The organism is Paenibacillus glucanolyticus, from assembly GCF_037333485.1.
GTDB classification, from domain to species: Bacteria; Bacillota; Bacilli; order Paenibacillales; family Paenibacillaceae; genus Paenibacillus_AQ; species Paenibacillus_AQ glucanolyticus.
On record NZ_CP147845.1, the window covers coordinates 1,580,049 to 1,599,316 of the forward strand.

Genomic DNA, 19,268 nt, shown 5'->3' on the forward strand with positions numbered 1-19,268 from the left:
GATGAATGAATTAGGGATTATAGCTTATGAAAAGGTCTAGCGCTCGATATGAGCCGAATGGCCGCGCCGCTGCTGAACCTCATCCCATGTCGGAAGCGCTTCCCAATCACCGGGAGCTTGGATAACCAGCGAGCCGGTTAAGCCACCCAGGGATAAAGCCTCTTCCGGTGTCCAGCCTTTGGCAATACCGGCAAGGAAACCGGCACAGAAACCATCGCCTGCCCCCACGGTATCCACCACTTGCTCTACGTGTTCAAACGGCAGGGAGTAGGTTACATCCTGGTGAACCATTACGTTGTTTCCGTTGAAACTCTTGATAATGGACATTCCAGGCAGCTGCCGCAGACGGTTGATGATGACCTGCTCATCCTCGGTTTCAAATAAAAGCTTGCATTCATCGTAGCCGGGGAGGAAATAATCGCAGGCTCCGGCAAGCTCCAGTAGAACAGGGCGGGCTTTCTCTATATTCCATAACTTGAGCCTTAGGTTGGGATCGAAGCTGATCAGAACGCCATGCTCCTTGCACACAGAAATCACATGCCGAATCGTATCCAGGCAGCTGCTGCTCAGCGCTGCCGTAATGCCGGTGAAATGAAGAATACGGGCATTAGCTATGTATTCGGAATCCACGAGATCCGGCGTCATTTGACTGGCCGCTGAGCCTTTGCGGTAGTAGTACACGGAGGACTGACCGCGTACATTCTGTCTTAGCATAAGGCCGGTCGGCGCGGCATCGGTTTGCCTGGCGCGTGAAACATCGACCCCTTCTCCGCGAAGCGTTTTCAAAATACCGGTTCCGAGCGGATCGCTGCCCAGTTGACCAAACCAGCCGCTGCAGCAGCCTAGCCTGGCCAGGCCAATGGCCAGATTGCTCTCGGCTCCGCCGAAGGATTGCGCCAAACTTCCGCCTTGACCAATTCCCCGTGTGCCTTCCGGATATAACAATCCCATGGACTCGCCGAATGTGATGACATCCATGGACTGCGTACCATTCTTCATAGAATATACCTCCTTGTAGTCCGCCTTTTGTTATTACCACTTTACCCTGATGTAGAGCATAACTCAATAACAATTCACACAATATAAATAACCTCCTACCAGGGAATGATAGGAGGCGAACTTGGGTTTTACTCGCAGTTAGAACAAAAGTGCAACGAATATTAGAAGCCTTTATACTGAGGCTCTTCCTGTTCAAGCTGCTGGACTCGCTGTGCCACTTGGTCTACGACTTGTTGTGTCTGTTGTGCGGCAGTGGTAAACAGAGTTTTAGCATTTTGGTCTTGTGTAGACAACGCAAATTGCTCAAGGCTGGCCTGAGCGCTTTTCAAGGATGAGAGACATGTTTTTACATCGGATGCTACAGTCATTTTTATCACTCCTTTCATGCATCATAATGTACTCATTTTCTCTCAGATCATGCATGATGGGGGAACAGGAAAATAATGGTGTAATTTCTATGCGTAAATTTGACAATAATCTATAAGGTGATCATTGAACAAAAAGATGGAGGAGGGTCATTTATGCCGCAATGGCTTGAAATTGTACTTCGTACATTATGTGCCGTAATTGTGCTGTTTCTGATGACAAAATTGCTTGGAAAACGTCAGGTCACACAATTGTCTTTTTTCGAATATTTGACCGGGATTACCATTGGTAGCTTGGCTGCCTACATATCCATGGATTTAAATACGAACTGGTATTTGGGGCTGATTGCGTTGGGGGTATGGGTCTTATGCTCTCTTGCTATCGAGTTTTTGCAGATCAAGAGCAAGAAGGCACGTGATTTCATAGACTTTAAACCAACCGTGCTCATACAGGGTGGAAAGATTCTTGAGGAAAATATGAAAAAAGAGCGCCTGTCCACTGATGAGATCATGCAGCAGCTTCGAAAAAAAGATATTTTTCAACTGGCTGATGTGGAGTTTGCCATTATGGAATCCAGTGGGGAGATCAATATCCTGCAGAAGCGGGAGAATCTCCCGTTAACCCCTAAGCATTTAGGCATTACGGTGGCTCCGGAGAAACCGCCGCAGGTTGTTGTTATGGACGGGAATATCATGGATGAGCCCCTGCGAGTTATGGGTTTTGGCCAGAATTGGCTGCTGGATGAGCTGGATAAAATAGGAGCCAAGTTGAAGGATGTTTATTTTGCCCAGGTTGATACGTACGGCACACTTACCGTGGATTTGTATGACGATCAGATTCAGGTTCCCCAGAATGAGGAGCGCAAGCTGTTGTATGCAAATTTAAAAAAATGCCAAGCAGATTTAGAGCTGTTCAGCCTTAGTACCAAAAGTAAAAAGGCGAAAAAAATGTATGAAGAGAGTTCCAAGCAGATCGAGCAGATTTTAGCTCAAGTGACGCCGATTCTTAATACTTAGTTGCATCCCAGAGTCATATTTGCGTAAAAATCGGAATAGGATATTTTGTGTATCACAAAAGGAGCCGGTTGCCGCCGACTCCTGATACAGCGGACTGTTGCATGCAGGGCGGATGATTGCTTGCTCCAACCAGACGTAAGAAATAGATTCATCTGTACAAGGGACGGGTCTATTTCTTATTATGGAAAGCAAGGATCGAAACGACCAGAGTGGCGAACGAAATCATCAAAGCCAATGCCTCATTCACGCCCATGCCTATCACCTCCTAGATGCCACCCTTGCCAGCTGGTCTACTGTACTATATAATATGCCAATTGCTTACAATAAAAGAACCTTTTGTAGGAAGCGCTTTCACAAAATTTGGTTTTTTGTTGGAAACTTTGATAATAAAGCTGAAAACAGATCTTCTCAGAAAATGGTTGACATGTATTGGATGGGAATATATTATCAAATACACAACAACAAGACGTGAAATTCAGTAGTTCATTCGAATAAAGGGTATTCGGGAATCGACTGGGCCTCCGGAGATTCAACGGATTTAGCAAATCAGCTAAACCGTTGGATCTTTTTTTATTCCCTAAATACCTACTATTCACATGAGAATTATAAAATTTGATGAATGGAGTGGATGCTCATACGCGTTCTGGGACAACCGTTCGACTCAGCACTATGCTGTAAATGACTATTATCCGAACCGCAGGGTGGCTGAGCGGGTATCGATTATCGGCGACCGGCCTTATTAAAATCGTGTTTCATGGAATGAAAACTATAAATAAGGAGTGCAGAGTCTATGAGTATTGGGGTTAAACAAGAAACAGATACATTAGAGGTACGGCCAATTGGCGGCCGCGTTGGAGCCGAAGTGAAGGGGATCACACTGGGTGGAGATCTGGATCAGGCTGCGGTCCAGTCTATTCGAGCGGCCCTTCTTAAACACAAGGTGCTGTTCTTCCGAAATCAACAGCATCTGGATGATGAGGGACAAGAAGTCTTCGCGGATCTGCTCGGTGAGCCCTTCGCACATCCTACGGTGAAGACCAAAGAGGGAAGCCGTTATATCTTGGAGATCGATTCGCATCATGGCGGACGCGCCAATGCATGGCACACGGATATTACATTTATCGATGCATATCCAAGCATTTCTGTACTTCGTTCAGTCGTAGTGCCTTCTTCCGGTGGAGATACCGTATGGTCCAATACCGCAGCTGCCTATGACAGTCTGCCGAAAGAGCTGAAGGAGCTGGCAGAGAAGCTGTGGGCGGTTCACACGAATCTGTATGATTATGCCGCAAGACGTCCGGAAGCCTCGGAGGACAGCGTGAAGGAGTATCAGCGCACATTTGCATCCACCGTCTATGAGACCGAGCACCCCATCGTTCGCGTTCACCCGGAGACCGGGGAGAAATCGCTTCTACTAGGGAGTTTTGTCAAGCGATTGCTTGGAGTATCCGCAGCGGAATCGTCCCGATTATATGAGCTGTTTCAAGGCCACATCACCAGCCTGGAAAATACGGTGCGTTGGCACTGGGCAGCAGGGGATGTAGCCATCTGGGATAATCGCTCGACCCAGCATATCGCTGTTAATGACTATGGTGAACAGCACCGCATCGTTCGCCGCGTTACGCTTGCCGGAGAAGTGCCGTACAGCGTGGACGGCCGGCAGAGCAAGACCTATCTGAAAACGCCTAACATCCAGGCTCAGTAGAAGCAAACGTCCAGCTGGATATAAACAAGGAGAGAAGCAGCCATGGTCCTGATGAAGTCATCACACTTTAAGTTCATGATAGTCCTCTTATTCATGCTGACACTGCTGATATTTGCAACAGGGTGCAGCAGCAAAGCCTCGGAGGCGGGGGAGGGGGAGAAGGAACCGATCGTTGTCCAGCTGGCGATTAATGGGGGAACCAATTTATTTACGGTCATCAAGGAGAAGGGCTGGCTTGAAGAGAGCTTCAAGGCTCATCACGCAACCGTGAAATGGAGCGAATTCCAGAGCGGTCCGCCGCTGCTGGAGTCACTGGCAGCCGATCGAGTGGATATTTCACTTCTTGGTGACGGAGCAGCTCTGCAAGGCCAATCCGCAGGCCTTCCTTTTGTTAATATTGGATTGATCAGTAATGGAACGAGACTGAATGCCATACTGGTGCCAGCGAATTCGCCGGTGCAGCGTGTGGAGGATCTGAAGGGCAGAAGAATTGCCCTAGCCAAAGGGACGACCTCCCATGTGTATCTTCTGAAGGTATTAGCCAAGTATGGATTATCCGAGCAGGATCTGGAGATTGTCAATTTACAGTTTACCGACGCACTGCCCGCTTTCACTACGGGGAAAGTAGATGCATGGGTTGCTATTGATCCGTTTACGACTCAGCTGACACGGCAAAAAACAGCTGCTATTGTGGCGGGTCCCGAACAGGGAATTCTCGCGCCGGTCGCGCTGATTGCACGTACCGATTTTGCGAAGGAGCACCCGGAGCTTGTGACGGAGTTCCTTCGGGTGTATAAGGAGGCGATTGTCTGGCAGAATGAGCATTTGGATGAAATGGCCCAGATGTTTGCCGATGAGAAGAAGATACCGGTCGAAATCCTGAAGGAGGTATTCAGCAACCAAAATGCGGAGCTTACACCGATCACGCGGGATGCTATTGCAACCCAGCAGGCTTCGGTCGAGATTTTGGAGGCAAGCGGATTCCTGAAACAGCCGATTCAATATGAAAAGTATGTTGATAACTCGTATATAGAGAGGCTGGGGCCTTGACAGGTCATATTAAGGAAGGAGAGAGCGGCATGATTGCCGCTCTCTTTTATGTTTCATTGCCAAGCAGGGACTACGGATTGTCGAGCAGTAGTTTTAAGCAGGCTTTTGTTTCTGTCTGGGCTTCTGTCTAGCCTTATGTTTATGCCCACGTCTGCGAAACAGGGAGGCTATCCAGTAGAAAATGGGGATGAACTCCATCAAAATAAAGAACACCGCCATCCCGAAGGAATTGAAATCCCCCATAAATCGGATCGGATTCTGCGAATACTGATATGCGATTACGATAGCGGTTCCCCCGATGATGGCAATCAAGGGACCGTCCATATGGTTTAATTGAAACAGCTTGGCAAGACATCTTGCACTGATATGGATTAAAAAAGCGCTGTGCAGGAACATGGAGCTGCTCCACAGACCGATCATCAGCGGATCCGAATTTCCGAGGAATCCACTGGCTGCCCGCATTAATTCAACGAGCGGATACTGAAGCTCACGGCCCAGATAAGGGCCGAAATTCAACAGCGTGGATGCCCATTGGAGCAGCATGCCGATGGTTACCAGCAGCCCGGCTGCCGCCAGGTTTCGAAACGATCTTCGATCAAACTTGAGGTAGGGCGCGAGAAAGAGGAATACGATCCATTCCGCAAAAAAGGAGAGGCAGAACAGGGCATCCTTAATCGTTGATCCGTAATTGTGATGTCTGACCATCGCAATGGCCATATCGAAATGAGCTTCCTTGAAGAAAAACATATTCATAAACACAATGGCAATCACAATCACGATAAACAACCCATCGGATATATAGATCATGGTTTCCAGGCCCCAGCGTGCGGATATGGTTACGACCAGGCCCACGATAAGGAGGACAAACCATTGCGGGGTTTCACGCATGTAATTGGTGTCAAAGAATAACGTGAAACCTTCTATATCCATCCCGATATAATTAATGGCCCAGAACATTACCAGGAAAACAATCGGAAAGTGAATCCACTTGCTAACCAGCTGGCTGCCGAAGTCGAGCCATGGCTTATGCGGATCCCAGAGCCCGACCTTTACGGTAAACCACAGCAGAATCAAACTCAAGGCATAGCCCCCCAGTATGGAAGCCCAACCTAAATAGGCTGAATTCCACAGTATGGGACTGATCAGAAAGCCAGTGGGTATGGCGTTGAGATAAACAAATCCGAATCGGAACAGCTGCCAGGGAGTATTACGCATGAGGATTCTTACATCCTTTCCGTTTTTTCTTATAACTTATCAAGCCAGCCAAATAACCAGATGATCAGATGGTTTGGGGTTAGCCATTCGTGAAAATAGAGGGCGATTACGTTCCAGGTCGTAAAGGCCGCAATAAGAACAAGCATCGTCCATTTTTCACGGGGGGCTTTTACTTTATTCTTCGCAATGAACCATTCAACCAGGGCATAAGCTAAGAATAAGAGTGCCAGCATTCGGACGTGCCTCCTTATTTCGGTTTCATTTTGAGCGTTGTACCGAAGTTGCGGACCCGAATGTCCGTGACGACCTGGATCTCAACCTCGTTCTTGTAGTAATTCGCCCATTCGGAGCGAACCTTTTCCCAATGGTCAGGATAGTTCCAGTCTACCAGCATGCCTAACTGCAGAATATCGGAGCCCACCCTTTGCGAAGTCCTGAGCGCTTTTTGCAATTCGCTTTTGACCATGTCATTGAGCTCTCGCTCGATAATTCGTTTGGCTTCCAACGTGTCCAACTGCTTCTGGTTCCGCTTGTAGATGACATCTCCGATTCCCAGCAGCTTAATCGTGAATACCGGATGACCAGAGACCATGCGGACGGATTTCTTGGAGTTTGTCGAGATGAGAAATACGCTGGCTCTTCCGGCTCCTTCATCCCAGGAAACGGTATACAGCGGCCCTTTCACTTCGTTTACGGCCCAACTGACAGCCAAGGACTCCTGCATGGGGAGTGTGGTGAGAAGCTTGTGGTTATGAAAAATGGCTGTGCCTTGAATCCCGGTCCAGGGCTCCAGCTTTTCCTGGTCGGCCACCATCGGTTTTTTTTGCGCTGCCAAATAGGTCAAGGCATATCCCTGGTTAGCGGATTCAGCATACAGGCAATCCTTCAAGGTTGTATTGATCATGTTATGTTGAGTAGCAAACCGGATGAGCACTTCGGAAGGCATTTGCTCAAACACCGGTGTCAGCTCCGCGACTTTTTTAGCATCGCCGGGTGCAACCATTAAGTATGTACGCAGGTTTGTTGTTGGTTCCCGCTGAAGCCAGTCCATCAGATCCTCAAGTCCCGCCTCGGCATAACTTTTGCCAACGACAACCACTTTGGTGTGACTGAAGTCAAACCGGCGGGAGAGATCCCGTTGAATAAGATGCAGGGTATCCTGCACGGTGGTGGACGTTTTGGTTACCATGGCATAAGGATCTCCACCGCCATGTCCTCCCGCTTGTCGACCGGATGTGAGACGGTTCGGCAGGGGGGCGCTGATGGTCACCTCAACGGTTCCCTTTTGCTTGCCCTCATTGATGTACATGGCAAATACGAAGGTTTGTTCATTGATTTCAACCTTGGACAGGCTGAAGCCGCAGCCTGTCAGCAGAATGAGGGGAAGCAGAATTTTGAACAATTTGAGTAGAGGCATGCTCACTTTCGTCTCCTTAAATTGTTGGATGATGCATAGGCCTTTGGCCTGTTCTTCATCAGCATGGATGGTGCCCGCAAGAAGGTATCCTTCCATTCGGATATTACGAGTGGCGCCACTGGCTGCAGATACGGCGTGTTAAACGACTTCAGCGAAGCCATGTGTCCATACACGAGAAAGGCGGCGGCAAATACACCGATGAGGCCGAGGGTTCCCCCAAGAATCAGTATCGGAAAGCGCAGCAAGCGAAATGCTAGCCCAAGCTCGAAGTGCGGGATAATATAAGAAGCGATGCCCGTTATCGATACCACGATGACCATCGGATTGGATACGATACCTGCTTCAACCGCAGCTTGTCCAATGACGATGGCGCCGATAATGGATATGGTCTGTCCAACAGGCTTGGGAATCCGTGTTCCGGCTTCTCGCAGCGCTTCAAACGTCAGTTCCATGATCAGCGCTTCGGCCAGCGCGGAGAACGGGATATTCTCACGGGATGCCGCAATGGTAATCAGCAGATCGGTTGGTATGATGGATGGCTGAAACGTCGTGATCGCGACATACAGAGAGGGCATTAGCAATGATATAACGGCGAACATGAACCGGATAATCCGTATCCAGCTGGAAGAGAAGAAGCTGTGGTAGTAGTCCTCAGACGACTGCAGCAGCGAAAACAGCGTCACGGGCACGATGAGTGCCGAGGGTGTCCCGTCCTGCATGATGCCAACTCTTCCTTCAAGCAGGGAGGCAGCTACGGAATCCGGTCGTTCCGTATATTGAAACTGCGGGAAGGGGGATTTTACGCCTTCTTTCATCTGCTCCGACAAGGTGCTGATCCCGAAAGTCCCATCAATGGATATGCTTTTCAACTGACGATCTACCTGGGATACGATTTCGGGTTTGCATAAACCGTCCACGTATACCATATATACGGCTGTCTTTGAGTAATCGCCGATTTGATAACGGATGGTTTTTAAATCGGTATGCTTGATTTTGTGCCGCAGCAGCGATAAGTTCGTGCCGATATCTTCAATAAAAGCTTCCTGCGGGCCATTCACCACCAGTTCGTTCTGCGATTCCGAAACCGCTCGTTTCTGATACAAAACAATATCAAACAAATAGCTCTCGGTCAGCCTCTCGACAATCAGTACGGCTCTGCCTTCTACAATCATGTTGGCAATGTACTCGGCCGAGGCTGAGCGCTCAAACGGAACCGAAAGTGTATCTCCGCGATCCATACAGTCAATGAAGTTATCGAAATTATGCTGTACCTGCGCGGCTTCCTTGATAAGGGGTTTAACAATATGTTCGTGCAAGGTGCTGATGTCCACAATCGATTCAATATAGATGATGGTGCATGTCGATCCATGGATGCGTAAGGATTGATAGATGACATCTTCGCAATTCTCAAGACGGTTCTTGACGTTAAGAAGGAGTTCGTCCTGTACTTTCGATTTCATCCGTTCTTTCCTCCCTTGCTGGTAAGTAGTGAAGGCTCATCCTCTTTAGAATGCCGTACTCTTAGCAACTTATACCGAAATTTCCAGAGAATTTGTCAAGGGGGCTGGATTTGGTCAAGGCACAAACAAGGGGATTTCTATATAAAAAAGCGCCGGAGTGGAGTTCCGGGCGCTTATACATGAAGGGTTCATCTTATAATTTTGGATTTACCTTTTCGGATGGATTGCTTGATTTTCTGAAGCAGGGGTTTGCGGTAAACCGAGAGCATGATGCGCAGCAGAATATAGAGGATCAACGTAGACAGGACGCTGTTGATGAGGGCACCTACAAGGAAGTTAACACCCATATGCCCTAATCTGCCAAAATGATCGGTCTCGATAATATAATCCGTTTCAGGTACCGGAACCGTAAGGGCATCTTCAATTTCAAATGTTTTGGGAAATGTGGTGAACAGATGCACCAAGACCCCGACTCTGTAGTTTAAATAGAACAGGATGGGCCATAGAACGGACCCGGCCGTGGCTGCAAGGAAGGCCGAGGGGATATTACCCCGTACCAGACGAGCGAGCAGCGGGGCCAGCAGCAGATCAATGCCAAAAGTTGGATACCAGCAAGGAAAGAAGCCAACGGCAAAGCCGAGGGCAATCCGATGATCGCTATTTTGCATGCGGAGGGTTCGGAGTATATAGTATTTCAGTCGTCGAATGTATTTAAGAAGCACAACCGTCTCCTCCTGCAGATACTGATACGATAAAGAAGTGTTTCGATATCATATATAGCATGGAATGGATTCTATTTATAATAGGAAGAACTTTCATGAATTATATAGCAGGTGCTTGTAAATCGTCAATCTGTAGAGCATTCATTCCGTCTATATACATGTGTGGAATATTACTTTGACACACATAGTAATATGCGTTATACTATACCTATTCCGCCAGTGGGAGGTTCAGGAGCTTGATGGAGTCATTACATAACAGTGATTTGATACGAGGAAATATTGATACATTTATTCTGTGCGTGTTGTTGGACGGAGATAATTACGGCTATCAGATCATCAAGGAAATCTTATTGCGAAGCGGGAACCGGTTTGAGCTCAAGGAACCCACCTTGTATTCCAGTCTGAGAAGGCTGGAGAAGCAGGGCTTGATACGTTCCTATTGGGGGGAAGAAACCCAGGGGGGAAGGCGTAAATATTACAATCTTAGTCAGGATGGACAGGAGCGTTTAACACAAAATCAGGAAGAGTGGAAGGCTGCACGGGAAGTAATCGATGTTCTGATCGGTAACGGAAGGGAGCTGAGACAGCAATGACAAACCGGCATGATCTTGAGATCTTTGTCGACCGCCTATTTGCGAATCAACGTAGAACCAAAGAGGTTGTAGAGCTGAAGAATGAGGTTCTCAGCAATTTAGAGGCACGGGTGACAGATTACATGGAGAATGGTATGAATTATCAATCAGCTATCAGCCTGGCTATTGACAACATTGAGGATATTGAGTTCTTAATTGACGATAATCAGAAGATATACCGCTACCGCTACCGTTACGATTTGGTTCAGAGCGCCTTGATTTATTCCTTGCTGGCCTGGATTGCAAGCATCCCTGCCCGTATTCTGCCGAGTGGTATAGCGGTGAATGGATTACTGCTTTGTCTTGTTGTGCTGAGTGGGGTGGTTTATCTCTCCATGTCACGAAATTTGAAAGTATATGAGAAGCAGACGGCGGTCATTAACGCAGGCAAGCTGTTCAAATGGAGCAAGGCAGCGTGGGGACTGTGGGGGATTTTTGTCATCGTGGTTTCGGCTTATTCCTTTGCGATGCAATTCGGAAGTGATGTATGGTTTGGAAGGGAATTGCGGATAGACGGCCCGTATTCTTTTTACGTTACTGTTCTGCAATATGCGATTCCATTAACGTCGATTTTCATTCCACTGCTGATCCATAAAGCCTGTAAGCTGACGATTAAACATGAGGTGAATGAGCAATGAGTAGAAAGAATATGCTGATCATTGTATTGCTGCTTATTGGCATAGGGGGCATGATTGCGCTGGAAGGATATATCAAGCCTCGGGCGCATGCCCAGGCCATCCAGTACGAAGCAGAACAGAATGATCCGATGACGCATGATATTCGTAATTCATTAAGTTTTGCCAGTCCCTATATGGGGAATGCAGGGAATTTCATAAATCTGAATGCTTCGCTTCCGTTGCGCGAGATCGGGCGCACCTTCCAGCTGTACCCGGAGGAACAGACGGCAGAGCTGCGTTTTCAAGCAGTTGCTGGAGCTCTGAAGGAGGAGAAGCTGAAGGAGTTTCTCCTGTATAACTCCACTGCAAATTTTGTGATGATTGATAATCTGGAGAAGCTGATTTTCGCATTCGAGGACCAAGTCTTCAGCATTTCCAGGGATAAAGTAGAGACATGGTATGGCAGCACGGAAAGTCTTGCTTCATTAAGGGATGCTAAGACGTGGAAGACGGAGGTGCAATCTCGTCTGCAGGATGCAGAGTATGTCAGCGATTACGTAGAGAAGCTGGTCGAGCAGCAGGAAGCATTGTAAAGAGATCGGATGAGTGAGTTGAGGGGCAGAGGAGCTTATGATGGATTCAACATTATGGCTCCTTTGCGTTTGAGGCGGACCTTAGCCGTTCATGGAGCGTGTTGTACCGCTTCTCCAGCAGCGCTGGTGTTTGCGGGAATTGTCTTTGGAGCGGACGGTAAGGAGACATCCCAGATTGATCTGGCCGAGAATCCAACATGAAAAATAATTGACGACAAAAATAGACGATGCTATAATCCTACTTAACATATCGGAAATAATATAATTAAGGAATTCTTCATCTACCGGACAACCGGAGATGCATCCTTGGATCATCATGATCCAAGGTGTGTCTCCGGTTGTTTTTGTATACCAGACAATACAAGGAGGCTGTAACTATGCAGTACAGGACGTTTGGCAGAACGGGAGTGAAAGTGTCGGAGGTTAGTCTCGGGACCATGGCGTTCGGACGACGGATCGATGAAAGGGCCTCGGCTGCCGTTTTGGATCAGGTACTCGGGATCATAAACCGAGGTTTGTCGACCAGATCACTGGAGGCACGGCAGGTGGCGCTGTGCCTCTTTGTTGTTTTTCCATAGATGAAGGCCATGGAGTCTTGCCAGGGCTCCGCATCATAGGAAACATTTTTTGTGACGGGAGGGATATCAGGTGAAGGAAATGGCCTTTGAGTATGTCGACATGAAGTACTGCATTCCTTCAGATATGGAGAGAAAGAGCGGAATATGGATCCTCCGCACGGGTCGGAGCATTGCCAAATCCCATTATTATGTTGGTCCCAAGGTATCGGAGAACTATTCGCTGCATTTTGTTCTAAATGGAAAGGTCTCACTGGTCTATGGGGAGGAGGAGGTTACCTTGTCAGAAGGGGACGCCTTTTGTTTGTTCCCTCATATCAGGTACAGTTACTGGGAATCGAATCATCATCCGGAATCTCCGCTCCGTACACATTCGGTCACACTCAACGGAGAGTTTGCCGTCAGCGCTTTGAACCGAATTGGTCTGCATCCGCATAAGCCCTTTATTCGCAACGCGATGAAGGCAGAGCTGCCGGGGGTGTTAAATCAAATCTACGAATGTGTGGATGACGATACGCTTGGCAGCGAGTTTGCACGCCAGAAATGGGTGTATCATCTGTTTGAACTGCTGTCTGGCGCCCCGGCCAAAAAGGGGACCAGATCGAACTGGCTTGAGCAGAGTCTGCATTATATGGATTCCCATTACATGGAGGGCATTACGGTTACGGATGTTGTCGAGCATGCGGGCGTACACCGAACGCATCTCTATTGTGAATTCATCCGGGTACACGGCATCAGTCCAAGTCATTATCTAATGAAGCTGCGGATGGAGCGGGCGGCGGCGCTGCTGACCGAAACGGATGTATCCGTCACCGAGGCGGCTTTTTCGCTGGGATACTCCAATCTGCATACGTTCTCGAGAGCGTTCGCTAAATACCATCACACGTCACCAACGGCTTATCGGCAGCAATATGTTCTGGTGCCAACCTAGATATGCTTCTTGAGGTGGCTGTATAAGGCTGTGACAGGGGGGATCAAGAGACCTGTGGCAGCCTTTTTTCGCATGTCTGACTGAGAATAACCGTTAAATAGTGCAGTATTATCATTGAAATGGCTAGGATTTACTAAATATTTACATGTAGGATGAAGATGAACAACCAATAAGTTATACCCATATCAACTATTTTAACGAAAGGGGGCCTGTTTTCCTTCAAGATTCCCGGAAGCATAGAAGCATCGTACTTGTATTCTATTCATTACATTCCAAGGAAGAGGTGTTGTTCATGAACATGCTAATGAATTTCAGAAGGAACATGACGGCCGTGCTTACGGCAGGTACCCTGTTATGCGGATTGCTGTTACCTATTCAAGCGTCGGCTGCAGATGTGGCTTTTAACGAACCGCTGAATGGAACGAACCCTAACCTGTTCTATACCTCCGATGGATGGGGAAATGGCCCGGATTTCGGTGTCGGCTGGAAAGCGGCTAACCAGGAATTCTCGAATGGCATTATGGCTCTGCGACTCGACAAGGCAGGCTGTCCTGCCAGCTGCTCAGGGAAAAATTATGCTTCCGCCGAGTACGCAACAAACGTCAAGTATGGCTATGGCCGGGTCGAAGCGCGGCTGAAAGCAGCCAAGGGAACGGGACTCGTCACGAGTCTCTTCACGTATTCCGGACCAGGGACCGTTACGTCCAACGACGAAATCGACATTGAAATCCTGGGGAAAGACACCACGAAGATGGAAACCAATTATTTTACGAATGGCGTAGGTCAGCATAGCACCATTATCAACCTGGGATTTGATGCCTCCCTCGATTTTCATAACTATGCGTTCGAATGGTCGCCAACGTCCATTAAGTGGTATGTAGACGGCCAATTGGTACACACGGAGAACGGCTCGCGCGGTGCGCTGCCGACAAGCCCGGGCCATATTATGGTCAACTTATGGTCAGGTGCGGGGCCAGCTGAAATATGGACGGGGAAATTCAATTACCCGGGTACTCCGGTACGCGCTTACTACGATTGGATTAAATTCACCCCGGCAAACTAACGTTCCGCAGATGGGGGACGATGAACGCTAACTCGGAAGTTTTTGGTGTCAATAAGCTGTTCCATGTCAGGAATGACATTCGGGACAGCTTTTTTTATTTACAACTATGGAATGTGGATGATAGAGTCTTTGACAAACAATGTATGTGTGCAGCGCTTACATAAATAAACGATTGCGGAGGGGTTTAGGATGCCGTCTATCATGCGGGAAGAAGCGATTCCAAAAGAAAAAGTAAAATTGGCTAAGAATTATCCGATTTTTGTCGTCGATACGATTGGCGTGACGAGCCCCTATCAGAAGCTTCATTGGCATAATGTTCTGGAGATTAATTATATTAAAGCCGGGACAGGCTACTACATCATCAACGGGCAGAAATTTGAGTTTCAGCAGGGCGACGTGCTGCTTATCAACTCCAATGACCTTCACTGCGCCTATGAGACCCAGGATCTTGTCATCACGGTCATTACGTTCGATTCGACCTGGTTTATCCATAACCTCCGGTTCGACCCGGAGCTGTTCAGTCCGTTCCGCGAGATGGGCAAGCATTACACGAATCTGATCCACCGCGACCATCCGGCCATGGACAAGCTGCATGCACTTCTGTTTCAGCTCCAGGAGGAGCATGAGAGGGAGCAGCGTTCCTATGCTACGGTTGTTTACGCGCTTCTTCTGCAGTTTCTGGCTACCGTAAACCGGGAATGCCGGCAGGTGGGGGACAACGGAGGCGAGCCCAGCATCAGCGAGCGCCAGCTTGAGAAGATGCGCCAGGTCATCATGGTCATGGAACAAAATTTCGCGCATCCCTGGACACTGGAGGAGCTGGCATCACTCGTCTACCTCAGCCCTTCCAGGTTCAGCGAAATATTCAAACGCGCGGTTGGCATGCCGCCGCTGCTGTACCTCATCCATATTCGGCTGGAGCAAGCCGTCATGATGCTGGAGGCAGGTCATATGAAAGTAATGGATGTTGCCCTGGAATGCGGCTTCCGCACGCTGACCAATTTTAATCGGCTGTTCAAAAAGCACATCGGCATGACGCCGAAGGCTTCACAAAAGCAAAATTCCTAAAAACCAGTGATATAGTGCTGGTTTTTACTCGTTTTAGCAGAGAAATGAGCCTGGTGCAGGCGATACAATGAAGTGGCAAGCATCTCAGAGTTATGTCAATAAATCTAACACAAAGTCAAAAAGGGGGAGATGCCCATGCCGCAAGCCGAGATCCATCGCAAGGCAGAGCCGCACAGAAAGAAGGGCCGACTGCACCGCTTCCTGAAGCAATGGGATATTCAGCTCATGGTGCTTCCGGCTATGATGTTCATTCTTGTCTTCAGTTATATTCCGATGTATGGCGTGCTCATGGCATTCCAGGATTACAGTTTGTTCAAGGGATTTTTAAACAGTCCCTGGGTGGGCTTCAAGCATTTTGACATGTTTTTCGGAGCACCGGAGTTTTGGACCATTATGCGGAATACCCTCGTTATTAGTGTGCTTAAACTGTGCATCGGGTTTCCGGCGCCGATTCTGCTCGCGCTGATGCTGAACGAAGTCGGGAGACGGTCCTTCAAAAGAATCGTCCAGACCATCAGCTATCTGCCTCACTTCCTGTCGTGGGTCATCGTATCGGGCTTTGCGATCTCCATCCTGTCTACGGATAACGGCAGCCTGAACATCCTGCTGCAGAGTCTGAATCTGATCGACGACCCGATTAACTTTCTGTCGGAGCCGAAATATTTCTGGAGCATCTTAACCGTGACCAACGTGTGGAAGGAGATCGGTTTCTCATCCATCGTGTATTTAGCGGCTATCGCGGGCATCAATCCCCAACTGTATGAGGCAGCCTCGATTGACGGTGCAAGCCGATTGAAGCAGATCTTCTCCATTACGATTCCGTCCATTATGCCGATCATCGTTGTGTTCTCGATTCTGGCCATTGGCAATTTCCTGAATGCAGGCTTTGAGGATATCTTGCTGCTGGCGGGCAATCCGGTATTGCGGGATGTCAGCGATGTGCTGGATACGTATGTGTACCGGATTGGCATTCAGAACAGCCGATTCTCCTACGCGACCGCGGCAGGCCTGTTCAAGGCCATCATCAGCGTAGTGTTACTGGCCGGGGCCAATTACTGGGCCCGCCGATCGGGGAACAGCCTATGGTAGGGAAGAAGGGGGAGAGATTCATATGAGGCTGTCGAACGGAGATCGGTTGTTCGTTGGCATCGTCTACGGCTCGCTGGCTTTGCTTGCATTTATTGCGCTGTATCCATTCTGGAACGCCGCCGTCATCTCGTTTAACTCGGGGACCGATACGATGCAGGGCGGGATTACATTCTGGCCGCGCGAATTCACGCTTGAGAATTATCGTGTGGTGTTTAAGGATGAGCGGCTGATTGACGGGTTCATCATCTCGGTGTTTCGCACGGTAACGGGCACCCTGCTCTCCATTGTGGCAACCGCCATATTTGCCTACGGCATTTCGAAGCGTGAATTAATGGGACGCAGCTTCTATATGGTAACGTGCATCGTGACTATGTATTTCAGCGGCGGTCTCATTCCGAACTACCTGCTCATTCGGGAGCTGGGTCTGATGAACTCGTTCTGGGTTATGGTCATACCCGGCATCATCAGCGTATGGAATATGATCATCTTCCGGACGTTCTTTAAGGGCATCCCGCCCGGACTCGAGGAGTCGGCTCATATCGACGGTTCATCGAACTGGGGGGTATTCTTCCGAATTGTGCTGCCGCTCTCAGGTCCGGTCATTGCGACGCTGTCGCTGTTTACGGCTGTATACCACTGGAATGACTGGTTCGCTCCCAGCATTTATATATCCAATGCGGATCTGCTGCCAATCCAGACGAAGCTCCAGCAGATACTCAATGCCAATATCATGATGGAGCAGATGCAGAATATGGACGCTGCTGCGCAAGGCCGAATGAGTGCAATGAAGGCCGTGACCACCAAGTCGTTGTCCATGGCTACCATGATGGTGGCAACCGTTCCGATCCTCTGCGTATACCCGTTCGTTCAGAAGTATTTTGTTAAGGGCGTATTGATCGGTTCTTTGAAGGAGTAGTTCAAGCCAGCCAACAGGAGGGTTTAAAGCGACAGCTTTGACCATAGATGAATCGTGAAGGGAGCACTGGGAATGAAAAAAGGGGAAAAGAAGCTTCTGTCTGCCTTGTCAGTCACACTTGTCATCGTCATGGCTCTAATGGGATGCTCGGGTTCAGGTGGCAATACCGCAAGCCCGAAGAGTGATAGCCCAAGCTCGCAAAACAATGAAACACCAAGCACGGGGGATGCCTTTGTGCTGGGGGAGAAGCCGCTCGAGTTCTCATTCTACGGCCATTATGACTGGTATACGATGCCGGATTGGGGTGCAGATCTTGCCACGAAGTGGATCCAGGAGAATAAAAAGGTCAACGTCGTGCCTGTCAGCTCCGGTGGTGTTGCCAAGAACAAACTCAGCACCATGATTGTGTCCGGGGAATTGCCGGATGTCATCTGGATGGAACCGGGAGCGGAGGTCGAGAAGCTGCGTTCCGAGGGAATGCTGGTGCCGTTCGATGATTATTTGGATAAATATCCAAACTTAAAAAAATGGGCCGGAGAGTCCACCCTCGAATTGCTTCGTTCTCCGGACGGGAAGCTGTATCAGTTCCCGAACTGGTATACAACGCAGCCCAACGGCAACGCCGGTTATCTCGTCAATAAGAAGATTTACGAGGAGCTGGGCTCGCCAAGCCTGGAAACGCCGGATGATCTGTATGCTTATCTGAAGCAAGTGAAGGCAAAATATCCGGATGTTGTGCCGCTGGAGGTCGGTCAAGCGGCCGCGGGTGTGGACATCATGGTTTCCGCATTCGCAGAGAATCGTCCTTATACGTTCAACAGCATGATTGCCGTACCGCAAGGGGATCAACTCGTATCCTTGTTTACGGACCCGGTCTATCGGGAGCTGCTGCAGTATATGGGCCGTCTGTACCGTGAGAAGCTGGTCACACAGGACGCCTTCACACAGAAGCTGGAGCAGGTTGAGCAGAAGATTCTGAACGGCAAAGTGGCGGTTTATGTGGCATCCAGCCCGACGGAGTTCGGCTCCAAGGGCAATAATCTGCTGAAAGCGCAGGACCCGGATGCAGGTTACATTATGGTATGGCCTGTACACAAAGCGGAACTGGATCGCAATAAAATTTACCCGGGCGATTACAAGCAGCTCGGCTGGAATGTCAGCGTCATTACGAAAGCGGCCAAAGATCCGGAGGCGATCTTCGCGTTCCTGGACTGGTTCACAGGTCCGGAAGGCCAGCGTACGATCATGTGGGGGCCTGAAGGGCTGTACTGGGATGGAACGGATGAAGAGGATATGCCGCTCTTCACCGATAAATTCACCAGCGATGCGAAAGGCCGCGATGAGCTGATGAATGCCACTGTCAACTTCCAATGGAGCGGCAACACGGTGTACGTGGACAACTCCAAGATGAAATTCGAGTCCACGCTGCCGCCGGAGAAACGGAACTTTGAGACGTATTGGCAATCCGAGATTACCTGGAAGACGCAGATGAATACAACGGAATACGTCAACCTTGATCCTGCAGGCGATTCGGAGGAAGGCATCATTGCACAGCGTGTGTTCGAAATATATGAGCAGGCCAGAGCAAAAGCGATTAGCTCAACGTCCTCTGATCAGGAAGTGCTCTCGCTTCTGGACAAGGCAGAGGCGGATGCACAGAAGGCGGGTTACGACAAGCTGTTGAAGTACAAAACAGCGAAATGGCAAGAGAACAAAGAGAAGATGGCAGTATCGAAATAAACGTCATGGCAGGAAGCCGCCTGATTTGAAGGATCCCAGGTTGACGGCCGGGAGGCTTGGCGGGACGGCTTCCTCAGCCTGGCAGCATAGGAGA

At 49.1% G+C, this 19,268-nt stretch carries 21 protein-coding genes and 2 pseudogenes; 15 read left to right on the top strand and 8 right to left on the bottom strand.

The annotated features are described in order from the left end of the window. Positions 1–36: 36 nt before the first annotated feature. Together WDY75_RS07635 and WDY75_RS07640 are read right to left on the bottom strand one after the other, a co-directional pair. Positions 37–999: a sugar kinase gene (locus WDY75_RS07635; RefSeq protein WP_063480407.1), complete on the bottom strand. Its 963-nt coding sequence runs from the start codon at positions 997–999 to the stop codon at positions 37–39. A gap of 161 nt (positions 1,000–1,160) precedes the next feature. Beyond that, positions 1,161–1,367 (bottom strand): DUF1657 domain-containing protein, encoded by a 207-nt coding sequence (locus WDY75_RS07640; RefSeq protein WP_006212152.1) that lies wholly within the window; start codon positions 1,365–1,367, stop codon positions 1,161–1,163. A 153-nt stretch (positions 1,368–1,520) separates the two neighbouring features. On the opposite strand from WDY75_RS07640, the gene WDY75_RS07645 reads away from it, so the two are divergent. Further along, entirely contained in the window at positions 1,521–2,381 is an 861-nt protein-coding gene (locus WDY75_RS07645; protein ID WP_006212151.1) for a DUF421 domain-containing protein, read from the top strand. Between the two features lie 169 nt (positions 2,382–2,550). On the opposite strand, the gene WDY75_RS30715 is transcribed toward WDY75_RS07645, so the two are convergent. Further along, positions 2,551–2,634 carry a putative holin-like toxin gene (locus WDY75_RS30715; protein ID WP_223260591.1) on the bottom strand — a complete coding sequence of 28 codons (84 nt, stop codon included), beginning with the start codon at positions 2,632–2,634 and terminating at the stop codon, positions 2,551–2,553. A 367-nt stretch (positions 2,635–3,001) separates the two neighbouring features. On the opposite strand from WDY75_RS30715, the pseudogene WDY75_RS07650 reads away from it, so the two are divergent. The 3 genes and pseudogenes from WDY75_RS07650 to WDY75_RS07660 all read left to right on the top strand — a co-directional run. Continuing rightward, positions 3,002–3,124: pseudogene (locus WDY75_RS07650) on the top strand (taurine dioxygenase); the annotation flags it as partial. A 47-nt stretch (positions 3,125–3,171) separates the two neighbouring features. Next, positions 3,172–4,086 (top strand): TauD/TfdA dioxygenase family protein, encoded by a 915-nt coding sequence (locus WDY75_RS07655; RefSeq protein ID WP_063480406.1) that lies wholly within the window; start codon positions 3,172–3,174, stop codon positions 4,084–4,086. Positions 4,087–4,128: 42 nt separating this feature from the next. Continuing rightward, positions 4,129–5,136: an NrtA/SsuA/CpmA family ABC transporter substrate-binding protein gene (locus WDY75_RS07660; RefSeq protein WP_338842023.1), complete on the top strand. Its 1,008-nt coding sequence runs from the start codon at positions 4,129–4,131 to the stop codon at positions 5,134–5,136. 93 nt (positions 5,137–5,229) lie between these two features. On the opposite strand, the gene WDY75_RS07665 is transcribed toward WDY75_RS07660, so the two are convergent. From WDY75_RS07665 to WDY75_RS07685, 5 genes are all read right to left on the bottom strand, one after another. Further along, positions 5,230–6,351, bottom strand: coding sequence for a GerAB/ArcD/ProY family transporter (locus tag WDY75_RS07665; RefSeq protein ID WP_006212148.1), 1,122 nt, complete (start codon positions 6,349–6,351; stop codon positions 5,230–5,232). A gap of 29 nt (positions 6,352–6,380) precedes the next feature. Beyond that, the gene (locus WDY75_RS07670; protein ID WP_006212147.1) at positions 6,381–6,584 is read right to left on the bottom strand and encodes a hypothetical protein; all 204 of its coding nucleotides are present in this window, start codon (positions 6,582–6,584) and stop codon (positions 6,381–6,383) included. Between the two features lie 14 nt (positions 6,585–6,598). Next, positions 6,599–7,768, bottom strand: coding sequence for a Ger(x)C family spore germination protein (locus WDY75_RS07675; RefSeq protein ID WP_006212146.1), 1,170 nt, complete (start codon positions 7,766–7,768; stop codon positions 6,599–6,601). A gap of 2 nt (positions 7,769–7,770) precedes the next feature. Next, the gene (locus WDY75_RS07680; protein WP_063480405.1) at positions 7,771–9,228 is read right to left on the bottom strand and encodes a spore germination protein; all 1,458 of its coding nucleotides are present in this window, start codon (positions 9,226–9,228) and stop codon (positions 7,771–7,773) included. Positions 9,229–9,416: 188 nt separating this feature from the next. Further along, the gene (locus WDY75_RS07685; RefSeq protein ID WP_036643416.1) at positions 9,417–9,950 is read right to left on the bottom strand and encodes a DUF2062 domain-containing protein; all 534 of its coding nucleotides are present in this window, start codon (positions 9,948–9,950) and stop codon (positions 9,417–9,419) included. Positions 9,951–10,186: 236 nt separating this feature from the next. On the opposite strand from WDY75_RS07685, the gene WDY75_RS07690 reads away from it, so the two are divergent. The 11 genes and pseudogenes from WDY75_RS07690 (at position 10,187) to WDY75_RS07740 (ending at position 19,174) form a co-directional block, all read left to right on the top strand. After that, entirely contained in the window at positions 10,187–10,543 is a 357-nt protein-coding gene (locus tag WDY75_RS07690) for a PadR family transcriptional regulator (protein ID WP_040680952.1), read from the top strand. Further along, positions 10,540–11,220: a permease prefix domain 1-containing protein gene (locus WDY75_RS07695; RefSeq protein ID WP_063480404.1), complete on the top strand. Its 681-nt coding sequence runs from the start codon at positions 10,540–10,542 to the stop codon at positions 11,218–11,220. The genes WDY75_RS07690 and WDY75_RS07695 overlap by 4 nt, the downstream gene beginning before the upstream one ends. Further along, the gene (locus WDY75_RS07700) at positions 11,217–11,792 is read left to right on the top strand and encodes a DUF4825 domain-containing protein (protein ID WP_036643413.1); all 576 of its coding nucleotides are present in this window, start codon (positions 11,217–11,219) and stop codon (positions 11,790–11,792) included. The genes WDY75_RS07695 and WDY75_RS07700 overlap by 4 nt, the downstream gene beginning before the upstream one ends. A gap of 9 nt (positions 11,793–11,801) precedes the next feature. Further along, positions 11,802–11,993 (top strand): hypothetical protein, encoded by a 192-nt coding sequence (locus tag WDY75_RS07705; RefSeq protein ID WP_006212139.1) that lies wholly within the window; start codon positions 11,802–11,804, stop codon positions 11,991–11,993. A 176-nt stretch (positions 11,994–12,169) separates the two neighbouring features. After that, positions 12,170–12,289, top strand: a pseudogene (locus WDY75_RS07710) (aldo/keto reductase); the annotation flags it as partial. Between the two features lie 160 nt (positions 12,290–12,449). Further along, positions 12,450–13,298 (top strand): AraC family transcriptional regulator, encoded by an 849-nt coding sequence (locus tag WDY75_RS07715; protein WP_231888279.1) that lies wholly within the window; start codon positions 12,450–12,452, stop codon positions 13,296–13,298. A gap of 292 nt (positions 13,299–13,590) precedes the next feature. After that, complete coding sequence (bglS, locus tag WDY75_RS07720) at positions 13,591–14,361, top strand: beta-glucanase (RefSeq protein ID WP_063480403.1); 771 nt, start codon at positions 13,591–13,593, stop codon at positions 14,359–14,361. 189 nt (positions 14,362–14,550) lie between these two features. Beyond that, positions 14,551–15,429 (top strand): AraC family transcriptional regulator, encoded by an 879-nt coding sequence (locus tag WDY75_RS07725; protein WP_006212135.1) that lies wholly within the window; start codon positions 14,551–14,553, stop codon positions 15,427–15,429. 135 nt (positions 15,430–15,564) lie between these two features. Continuing rightward, positions 15,565–16,518, top strand: coding sequence for an ABC transporter permease (locus WDY75_RS07730; RefSeq protein WP_006212134.1), 954 nt, complete (start codon positions 15,565–15,567; stop codon positions 16,516–16,518). A 22-nt stretch (positions 16,519–16,540) separates the two neighbouring features. Continuing rightward, the gene (locus tag WDY75_RS07735) at positions 16,541–17,434 is read left to right on the top strand and encodes a carbohydrate ABC transporter permease (RefSeq protein ID WP_006212133.1); all 894 of its coding nucleotides are present in this window, start codon (positions 16,541–16,543) and stop codon (positions 17,432–17,434) included. A gap of 72 nt (positions 17,435–17,506) precedes the next feature. Then, on the top strand, positions 17,507–19,174 hold the full coding sequence (locus tag WDY75_RS07740) for an extracellular solute-binding protein (protein WP_063480537.1): 1,668 nt from the start codon (positions 17,507–17,509) through the stop codon (positions 19,172–19,174). The last annotated feature ends 94 nt before the right edge of the window (positions 19,175–19,268 follow it).